Here is an 11539-nt window from a genome sequence, read left to right as displayed (position 1 = left end):
ACTATTAATACTTAATCAAAAGCTTCTTATTAACTGTGCTAATATTAGTTTCAACCTTTAAGATATAGCTATCTTCAGAAACATTTTTTACTGGGATCTTAATTGTATCAGACATTGGTAAATTAGTTGCGTTCCATGATGCTACAGTTTGACCAGCAATGTTTATTAGGTATAATTGATTTACATTTATACTAGAAGGTGTCTTAACAAAAATTTCGTCTGTATTCTGCAAGAAATTTACAAGTATACTTTCAGTTTGCTGCTCTGTCGTTGATAATGAAGTGTTTTCTTGGAACACAAGATAGAATCTATTACTATAATCTCCAGAATCTAAGTTAAGTTGATAACTTGTATCATTGATTCTTTTGTAGATATCATTTAACGCATCGAAAATGAAAACATCGATAGCATCATCAAAATTTTCCAAATCATTAAGTGCTATTTCAATAGATCCACCATTTGTTAAGTTGATGTCTAAAGGATAAGATTTAGTCTCATCAAATTCACCAACGCCTTGTATAACAAATTTTTCACCTTCAATATTAAAAGACATATCATTAGGGAAGTTGTCTTGGTTAATGGCATCATAGCCATAATCAATACCATCAGTAGCATTTTCATTGTCTACAAATCCAATGACTACATGTCGTATTGCATTTTCTGGTGTTATAAAATCTAATCTAATAAGTCGAGTTGTTTCGTCATCACCTTGGTTATCGTTTGGAGTTGAATTATCACTTGCATTACCTCTTAAGAAAAGTGAATTACTCCCTTGCTCTGTTATAAATATACGTTGACTATTGTTGAATGTAATTTGTCCGCCTGTAGAGTTTCCTGTGACAAAGAAGCCTTGAGCAACTGGCACATAACGACCTGGTACTTTATTGGCACTACCTTCACCATTGACTTCTGGTGGTGATACAGCAGCGATACCAGTAGTTAAATTACGTGCGGCATAACCGCCTTGATAATCAGATAGAAAATGTGAGCCATTAGTAGTGGAATGTTCCCAGAAATAAAGTGTACCATCTTCTAAAACACTACTATTATCATTTATAAATGTATTAGCGTCTATTGCTGAAGGATATGGATTACCGACTAAAGCTTGATAATCACCTGAAATAGGCGTTGTGATTGTTCCATTATTTGGCTGACCAATAAATGTATAATTTTGACTGCTATTTGAAGTGCCACTACCTTTCATTGAGTATCCAAGCCCTATTTGAATAGGATCATTTTCATCAATTGCATTCCAGTCAGCATAAGCATTCTCAGGATAGTTTTCATAAAGGTTTAACCATCTACGACTTATTGTTATTGGATTTGTTAAAGGATTAGCATCATAAGAACTCGTCCAATTAAGTGGTTGAGGGTTTGAAGATGTTGTACCATCATTCAGAGTACTTGCTAATGTATAAGTTGAGCCATTATCGCTTACAGGTGATGACCAATAATTATAATTAAATAAATTGGCAGTTCCTTGCTGGTCGCGTTCTAAATTTCCAGTTCCTGTATAATCAACAACACTTCCAGTAGGTTGTATGAGTTGAGATTGGTCAACTAGATCTAAAACCCCATTAATCTTTAGATAATTGTCTACTATCAATGGTTGATCATTGGTAACAGATAATTTATTGTTTTCTAACAATAAACCTAACACTTGAGTTGATCTGTCTATTGAGATATTATGCTGAGCAACTATAATATTCCATGTTTGTGCTAAACCAGTAATACTATTAACAGTTGAGTTTGGCATTTGTTGTGTTGCACTATTTAACCACGTACTTGCAGAATCCCAAGTGCCATTATTTAATGAAACATATGGAAGTGGTGCAGTTTCAGACTGTGTTGTACTCATTTTATTTAGTACACCATCAACTGGTGACGCTGTTGAAATATCTTGAATATTACCATTAGCAACCACAGATTGATTCCCATCAATCATTTGATAGTATCCAATAAGACTATTCCATTGCAAGCCACTATGTATATTTTGTTGCAGTACAGAGCCCAATACATTAGATCCATTTGCCTCAATCTCTTGATTCATCATAACTCTAATTTGGCTTTGCGTTAATGCTGTATTCCAAATACGAACTTCGTCTATTGCACCGTCAAAATAATTTATTGGAGAGGCATTAGTTCTATCCATCGCTCCAATTAATGCTTTATTGGAATTTGTAGTTGGTAATGATCCATTCGTTGATGTCAAAACACTAAATCCATTAATGTACATGTTATAGTTAGATCCATCAAATGAAATTGCAATATGATACCATTTGTTAGTACTCATATCTACAGTTGCCAATACCTGACTAGTATTGTATCTAAAAAACAACCTATTACCAATAACTGTTAGGTCGTACCCAGTATTTAATGTTAATCCATCTCTCTTTGAAATTACTGTTTTTAAGCTTGAATCATTATTATATTTTATCCATGATTCTATAGTAAAAGCTGAGTTAAAATTGTAATTATCATTAAAGCTTATATAATCTTCTGTACCATCAAAGACTATATTAGATCCACAATCTGGAATAGAAATCAGTAAAGTGTCATATGAAGAAGCACATGGTGAACTATTAGTTGTAGTCCAAGTTAGTGTATAATCTGTACCACTTTCTCCTGTAAAATCTGAATTATACGCACTAGCGTCAGAAAAGTATCCAGTATTAGGTAGCGCTGTCCATTGGCCAGTATTATTATTTGCATTTAAAGACACTATAGTTGACGAACAATCTGCTAAAGTGTAATTGATATTATTAGGATTAGCATTGGCTTGTACGAATGGAATAATATTGAAATCTACGGTCTCTAAAGCACTTTCGCAAGGACCTGTTGGGTCATTTGATGTAAATGTAAAAGTAACTGAACCAGTAGTAGAAATATTATAGTTTCCAGATGCAACATTACCTAATAAAGTTGTTGGAATAGGTGTTCCAGAAATGCTCCACGCACCATTAGTAGCACTTCCACTTAATGTAGCATTTAAAGTTATAGTACCGTCAGACTGACAAACTGTACCTGATGATGTTGTAATGGTGGCTATTGGTGCGGTATTAACAATTATTGTACCAGTAGCTGTTTTACTTCCACAACTTGCATTAGAATCTATTGTATAATTAAATGTACCTGTTGCTGTTGGAGTTCCGGTTATAGCAAACTCAAGACCATCAAATGATGTCGTTAAACCAGCAGGTAAACCTGTAATTGTTGGACCAGAAAGTCCTCCACCTACATCATACGTTATATCAACTATAGGGCTATATTGACATGCTGTTTGGTTATCAGTACCAATATTAGATGTAAGATTAATAAATGTTGATAATGTAGTAAATGTGATGTCATCAATTCCAAAATCATTACCACTAGACGAATTTTGGTTATTTACTATTTCTACTAAAACTGGGCCATCTATAGTAGATGTCCAAGTTCCAAAAAATCTGCCCCAGTCTGTCGCAGGATAACCTGATAAACTTAATTGCGATCCTTCTAAAGATCCATTAATTCTAAATTGTAGTTGACCAAAAGGACCTGTGGCATTTAAACTTCTTGCCCATGCAGCAAAATTATATTCAGCACCACTTTCTACATCCATTGTTTGTGACCATAATACATATTGACTTCCATGCCCATTGATCGCCATGAAATTTCCGCTACCACTAGTATGATCTTGACCAGAAAAGTTTGGATTTACATTATTTCCATCGGTGGTAATAGAATATCCATTAACATAAGCTGGTGGACTTCCAGGACCAATATCATCATTAACTAACTCATTATTACCCGCTACATCAGCATAGTAAGTGTAATCTGTACCAAAACCTGTGTTACCTAAAGAAAAATCACCGTTAACAGCTAACTCCTGTGCAACATCAATACTTCTTCCATCACTACAACCATCTGAATTTGTGCCTATAACTTCATAAGAGCCAGCAGTATCCAAGTAAATAGTATTTCCTGTTTCACCAGTATTCCATTCCCATGTTGAAATAGGAATATCTGCTGATGCAACAAGTTGTATCATATTACTTTCATCTTGAGGTGTAGAGGGTATATCAGTTGGACAATAGTCTGCAAAAAGACTAACGACTGGAGTAGGGTATACTATGACATTAATGGTTTCTGTAGATACACAATTAGCTGAATTAGTAACAGTTACAGTGTATTCAGTAGAAACCTCTGGATTAACTGTTATTTGACTATTAGTGACTGAAGGTACTGTTGCACTAGCAGGTAATCCTGCATCAGTTCCAGAATCTGCAGACCATACATACTCAAGAGTAGTAGAGGATGTATCTCCTTCCATTTGTACATTATCTATATATATATCTGCACTGGCAATATCTTTTACTCCGTTTACATTATCATCACAAGTCCCATTAACATAGTCTGAAGCCGAACACACATTAAATCTAGAACCATCGTCAACACCTAATCTAAATTGTACTAATGCAGCATTATCAAATGATACAGGCAATACAATAATTGCATCTCTCCAAGTTGTATAAAAAGCATTATTTCTTGGTACTGTGATATAAGTTGTCGTCCAAGCACCAGAATTACCAACGCGATAATCTACAGTTATAGTTTTTACATCACCAAATTTATTAGATCTACGATATTGAAACGAAAACTTTAGATTTGAATAGTTTACTAAATCAGCACCATCAACATCTAGTTGCCACATACCAGAATCATCAGAACCAGGATATGTTCCACCATCACTCCAATCGTCAACCTGGACAAGGGCATTTCCTCGTGGTGTGTTATAGGTAAAACCTCCACCTAATGAACCTTGACCTGTATTAAAAGGAATATTATCAGATCCGCTTGCTGAGTAAAAAGTTGAGTTAATATTTGGAGTTGTACTGATATCTACTAACTGACTATAATCTGAACCAGAATTAAAATTGTAGTTAACTAAAGTACTTTTAGTATTTATAGCAGAGGTTTGAACATTTGATGTAAGAATAATTGCATTACCCGAACAGATTGGATTATCTGATGCTGTTAATGACGTTATATTAGGTAGATCTATAATTTCGATTACATTAGAAGTTGCACTACAACCAGTAGTACTATTGGTAAATGTAAACGTTGCATTACCTCCAGATAAACCTGTTATGACACCAGAATTTGTAATACTTGCTGCCGAAGGATTATTACTAATCCATGTTCCACCAGAAGTTGGTGTTAATACTTCAATATCTCCAGCGCATAACTTATAATCGAATGGAAAGCTTCCAATTGTTGGTAATCCATTAATCGAAACTGTATTAGTTGTATTGCTACATCCTGTTGTTGCGTCAGTAAATGTGAATGTAACATTACCTGTATTGTTAGGTGTTATAACACCTGTTGTTGATATTGAAGCAACACTAGTATTATTACTTACCCAAGAACCACCAGAAGATGGACTTGCAAATTGCGAAGTGTCATCAATACAAATTATATTAGAACTCACTTTGATATTTGGTAGCGCGTTTACAATAATATTTAAGGTATTACTTTGTTTAGGATCACAAGCTGAAATATCTGTAGTCATTCTTGCAAAAACGGAATAATTTGAAGAAGGAATAGTACTAGGTGTAAATGATGGCACATTGGTACTACCTTGACTTAGCCCATTGATAAACCATTCATAACTTTGAGTGGTACCACCATTTACTGGAGTTGCCGTAAACGTTAAGTTTTCACCTAAACATATTTCGTTATCAATATCATTTGATACAATTGTTAAACTAGAGCTTGCTCCGGGATCTAAAACAGTAACAGTTGCATTACATGTAGCTGTCTGTCCATTACCATCATCAACTGTAAGTGTTACACTATTTGTACCCAAATCTGCACATGTAAATGCTGTTTGAGAAGCATTAAGTGTTATTGAACCACAATTGTCCGAAGATCCATTATCAATAACGGCAGCGACAATGGATGCATTTCCACTATCATCAAGTTGAATAGATACATTTTGACAAATAGCAATAGGACTTATATTATCTACAACAGTTACTAAAGCTGTACATGTATCTGTTTGCCCAATTGAATCTTCTACTGTTAAAGTCACACTTACTGGTGTTCCTATATTTGAACAATCAAAAGAATCGTTATCTATACTTAAAACTAAAGTAGATGTATCAAAATCATCAGTTGAATTATTATTTATATCAGATGCGGTAATAGTTGTATTACCAGAAGCATTAAGTTGTACAGTTATGGCTTGACAGTTTGCTACAGGTGGATTATCTACTCTAAAACTTGCGCGAAAATTTAAACCACTGTTGCTATTGTAAAGAATGTTGTCAGCTATATTGTCATTATTATGATCCGCATCAGCTCTTGTATAAACTTCTAAAAAGTAATCACCAGAAGTCAATCCATTTAGTACGTCAATGTTAGCTCCAGAAGATTCCCAAGTTTGATCAATACTAGTACCTCCACAAAAATTGTTAGTACCATCATCCACATTAAATAATATTTGAGAAGGAATAAATGAACCAGGTGTATCTGTTGTTAAATAGATTCTATAATCTATGAAGCCATTCATAATATTATGAGTACCACATTTATAGGTTTGGTTTTCTGCACCATTTAGGATAAGACTTTCACCTGGACTGAATGTTCCCAAATCTGCCCCATTAAAATTTGGATTCGCAGTTTCAAAATTTAGGTCATAATATGTGTTTCCTAAACTATTAATATTTAGAATTGCATAACTTTCAACAATATCTGATTGTCCATAAAAATTTGTAACAAATAATAGTGTAACAATTTTTATTACAAGTTTAGTCGAGAAATGTTTCATTAGGTTTAAAATATTTTTTCAATCCTAGTGTTTTCCAGGTAAGAATTTGGGGTTATTGAAATAATTTTAACTCTGAGGGAAAACGAATTTAGATGTTAAATGCGCATCAAAAGAAATAAAATCGTTGAACTGCATATAAAAACTTTTAATCTCTATTGTAGGTTATTATTGGCTTTGTAAATAGTTTTGTAAGATTAATTTCACATACTTGTTAATACTTAAAATTCAGATACATTATAATCTTGCTAAGGTGATATTTGAGAGTTTCTAAGAATAATAATTGAGTAAATAGATAACCTCTTGATGTTAATTAATCAAGAGGTTATAATATTTTGAGTTCTCAACCTTTTGTAATGCTGTAAGATTGAATTATCTCTTTTAGCTTAAATTTTAAATCTTCGCCTCTGTCGTATACCATTTGTTCATCAGAGGGAAAACGAACTTGTCGTATATTCATTAAATCGTGATCATTTCTGTTTAAAGCTCTTCGGTCTCCTCTAAATCTTCCGAATACATTTTCAAAAACGAATCCACTATCTATTGTAAAATTATCAACAATTTGTTTTTGCTTTAAGTCTGTGTAAACAACATCCGCAATAACTTGTGCAGATTTAGTTTGTATAACTTCAAAAAACCGAGCTCTTACATTTATAATCTTGTCAACTTTAATATCATTACCTAAGCTATCTTTAACAACATTACCGTTATTATCTAATAAATATTTCCAACCATCAACAATACGTTTCTCTCGTAGTATCTGACGTTCATTAACACGTTCTGGTGAAATATTAATACGCTTTAATTGAAGCTCCATTGCATAATCATATTCAATAGTTTCGTTTACAACTGCGTGATATTCAGTCCAGAATTGATTTAATCCATAAGTATTAAAATCTAATAATTCTGTTTCTAAACGTTGAGGTATAAATTGCTGCGTATTATTAGCAATAGAAACATGTACAAAGTCAGTTCCTTTTTTATGTGCTTCAGTAATTAGGCTTCTATTTTCCTCGAAATTAGGATTAATATGTTCTATATAACTGAAGATATCATGCGCTTTTCTTGCATTGTATTTATCATCAGAATCTAATAGAGTAATTCCCTCGTCTATCATATATTCTGACGTTTTATATCTATAATCGACAATTTCAGAAGTATAATCGTTAAATTTTAGATGTAATGTTTTCCCATTCATTTTTAAAGGTAATACACGCTTTATAGCATTTTGTCTTTCTTCTAAATCTATATAAATACTATAAATTGTTTTGTATTGCTCAGGATTGCCATCTTTCTTTAAATGTGTGATTTTTTGCAAATCTTTTTCCAAAACTTTGTAGTAAGCATCCTCTAACATTACAATGTAATCTTGCTTACGTTTTTTGTCTTTGTTGTTTTCAAGTTTTCGTAACGCTTCAGAAATAGCCTGGTCGTAATTACCATTGCTAATTGCGTTTTCCATTTGTTTTTTGGCACTACAAGATACGAGTACCGAAACTAGGACTGATAAAAGTAATAATCGTTTCATAATCTTGTGTTTTATGGGTTATATATTATGTAATTTCAATTTTGATGCCAAACTTTAAAAGTGTAATTATGATTTATAATTTTGTTTATTTGCAATACAATAAAATGTAATGTTTAAAACTGATAATTTCCTTTTTCATCCTTTAGAATTAGATATTCCGGTAGAATTACCAAAACAATTTACATACCCATTTTATTACGAACCTCATTCGCTTTGTGTTAAGGCTTCAGAAGAAGTAAAAGCGTATTTAAAAGCACAAACAGATTTTGAACATAACTTTGGCTTAGATGAAGCTAAGGTTGGTCTTAAAATTGGGAAAATGTTTGGTGTAATGATTGTTGAAACCACTGACGATCAATTAGGATATATTGCGGGATTTTCTGGAAAACTAGCAGAAAGTAATCATATAGAAGGTTTTGTACCACCAATTTTCGATACATTAAATGAAGATGGGTTTTATAAGCAAAATGAAGCCTATTTAAACAACTTAAATAGTAAAATTGAAACTTTAGAGCAAACCCCAGAACTTAAAAAAGCTGAAATTAATCTAAAGCAAACAAAACTTGAAGCTATTCGAAAGCTTAGTGATTTTAAAAAAAATGCAAAAGAAGAAAAACAAAAACGTAAACAGATTAGAGCAGAGTTAAAGCTAAGATTTTCGGCTACAGTCAATGAAGTACTGTTTAAAGAACTTGAACAGCAAAGTATTCAGAGTAATATTGATTTAAAATACTTAAAACTAAATCTTGAAAAGTCTATTGAAAAAGCTAAAAAAGCTTTTATAGATATGATTAGACCTATTGAAGTATTAAAACAAGAACGTAAAACACTTTCTACAAGTTTGCAAAAACAAATACATGAACAGTATTGTTTTTTGAATGGTAATGGTGAAACTAAATATCTAATAGATATTTTTACAAGTACAAAATCGAGTCAACCTCCAGTTGCTGCAGGTGAATGTGCAGCTCCAAAGCTGTTTCAATATGCTTATAAAAATAAATTGAAGCCAATTGCAATGGCAGAGTTCTATTGGGGAATTTCTCCTACAGCTGAAGTTAGAAAACATGGTCAGTTCTATCCGTCTTGTCGTGGCAGGTGCGAACCTATTCTTGGACATATGATGCAAGGTTTAGATGTAGAACCAAACCCTATTGAAACAGCTGGTAAGTTTTCAGGTGAATTAGAAATAATCTATGAAGATGATTATTTATTAATACTAAATAAACCAAACGAGTTTTTATCTGTACCAGGGAAAACCATAACTGATTCTGTCCTAGCAAGAATGCAAAAATATTTACCCAATGCTACAGGCCCTTTATTATTACATCGTTTAGACATGTCAACTTCAGGATTAATGTTGGTTGCAAAGAATGAGAAGACTCATAAAAATCTTCAAAAACAATTTGTAAATCGTACTATTAAAAAGCAATATGTTGCTTTGTTAAATGGTGTCATAGATTCTAAAGAAGGTACTATAGATTTACCACTTCGAGTAGATTTAAATAATAGACCAAGGCAATTGGTATGTTATGAGCATGGGAAATCTGCAACTACTAATTTTGAAATCGTTGAGGTTAAGAATAATAAAACAAGGGTACATTTTTATCCAATAACTGGTAGAACACATCAGTTGCGTGTTCATTCTGCTCATCATTTAGGATTAAATACTCCTATTATTGGTGATGATTTGTATGGAGCCGTTTCTAACCGCTTACATCTCCACGCAGAATCTTTAAGTTTTGAGCATCCTGTAAAACGTGAGTGGGTTAGTTTTTATTGTGAAGCTCCTTTTTAAACAAAAGGCTCGTAATTATTAATTACGAGCCTTAAATTTATTTAAGATAAAATCTATTTCTTTTTCTTAGAATCAAACACAGGCAATAATTTTGTTTTCACAGAACCAAATCCAATACGAGTGCCATCATTTTCGCAATAACCTCTCATAATAACAGTATCATGATCGTTTATAAATTTACGCTCACTGCCATCCTTCATCTTTACTGGTTTTGTGCCTTTCCATGATAATTCTAACATAGAACCATAGGAATCTTCTGTTGGACCAGAAATGGTTCCACTTCCCATCATATCTCCAGAATTAATAGGACAACCATTAACAGTATGATGTGCTAATTGCTGTGCCATGTTCCAGTACATATATTTAAAGTTAGATTTACAAACTGTGGTTTCTTTAGCACCCTTTGGTTGAATACCAACTTCTAAATTAATATCAAAACTCTTTTTTCCTTTATATTGTAAGTAACCTAAAGGTTTAGGGTCTTGCTTTGGGCTTTCAGTTCTAAAAGGTTCTAAAGCATCTAAAGTTACAATCCAAGGAGACATAGATGATGCAAAGTTTTTACCTAAGAAAGGTCCTAATGGAACATATTCCCATTTCTGAATATCTCTCGCAGACCAGTCATTAAACAGGACTAAACCAAAGATATATTCTTCAGCTTCAACAATTGGAATAGGTTCGCCTAAGTCATTTGCATCTGTAGTAATAAATGCCATTTCTAATTCAAAGTCCACTAATTTTGAAGGTCCAAAAACTGGGCTTTTAGAATCAATAGGCATAGTTTGTCCTTGTGGACGATGCACAGGAATACCTGATGGAATTATTGAAGAACTGCGCCCATGATATCCAACTGGCATATGCACCCAATTTGGTAATAGTGCATTATCAGGATCTCTAAACATAGTACCTACATTCGTAGCGTGTTCCTTACTTGCATAGAAGTCTGTATAATCACCAACTTGAATTGGTAACTGCATCTCAATTTCATCTAAGCGAAATAGAATGGTTTCTTTATGTGGATTGTTATTTTTTAATGTATCATTTTCAGCATCAAAAATTTCGGCAATTCTATTTCTAACCAATCGCCATGTTTTTCTTCCATCTGCAATGAAATCATTTAGAGTATCTTGTAAGAAGATGTCGTCAGTTAGAGGAATACCTTCAAAATAACCTAATTGGTGCAGTGCTCCAAGGTCAATTGCAGTATCACCAATTCTAGTTCCAATGGTAATGATATCATCTCTTGTTAAGAAAACACCAAAAGGAATATTTTGTATAGGGAAATCTGAATCTTTGTTAACATGTAACCAAGATGAACGATCTGGATTATTGGCTGATAATGGCATATTTTAATTGTTGATTAAATGTTCATTAATTTCTAATCAAACCTAATAAATTTTTGATATTAAAA

Annotated in this window: 4 protein-coding genes; 1 reads left to right on the top strand and 3 read right to left on the bottom strand. The window is 32.8% G+C overall.

Annotated elements, in window-relative coordinates; genetic code table 11:
- Nucleotides 1-4: 4 nt before the first annotated feature.
- Both WPG_RS16830 and WPG_RS16825 read right to left on the bottom strand, forming a co-directional pair.
- Nucleotides 5-6808, bottom strand: coding sequence for a LamG domain-containing protein (locus WPG_RS16830; protein WP_045474848.1), 6804 nt, complete (start codon nt 6806-6808; stop codon nt 5-7).
- Nucleotides 6809-7148: 340 nt separating this feature from the next.
- A complete protein-coding gene (locus WPG_RS16825) occupies nt 7149-8333 on the bottom strand; it encodes a hypothetical protein (RefSeq protein ID WP_045474846.1) in 1185 nt (394 codons plus the stop codon).
- A 109-nt stretch (nt 8334-8442) separates the two neighbouring features.
- On the opposite strand from WPG_RS16825, the gene WPG_RS16820 reads away from it, so the two are divergent.
- Nucleotides 8443-10128 carry an RluA family pseudouridine synthase gene (locus WPG_RS16820; protein ID WP_045474844.1) on the top strand — a complete coding sequence of 562 codons (1686 nt, stop codon included), beginning with the start codon at nt 8443-8445 and terminating at the stop codon, nt 10126-10128.
- A 53-nt stretch (nt 10129-10181) separates the two neighbouring features.
- Here WPG_RS16820 and fahA read toward each other — a convergent pair whose 3' ends face one another.
- Nucleotides 10182-11474: a fumarylacetoacetase gene (gene fahA, locus WPG_RS16815; RefSeq protein ID WP_045474842.1), complete on the bottom strand. Its 1293-nt coding sequence runs from the start codon at nt 11472-11474 to the stop codon at nt 10182-10184.
- Nucleotides 11475-11539 lie beyond the last annotated feature (65 nt).

Origin of the sequence: Winogradskyella sp. PG-2, assembly GCF_000828715.1 — a bacterium.
Classification (GTDB): Bacteria; Bacteroidota; Bacteroidia; order Flavobacteriales; family Flavobacteriaceae; genus Winogradskyella.
The sequence above is the reverse complement of the archived record's forward strand: the minus strand, read 5'-3'. Positions and strand labels throughout refer to the sequence as shown.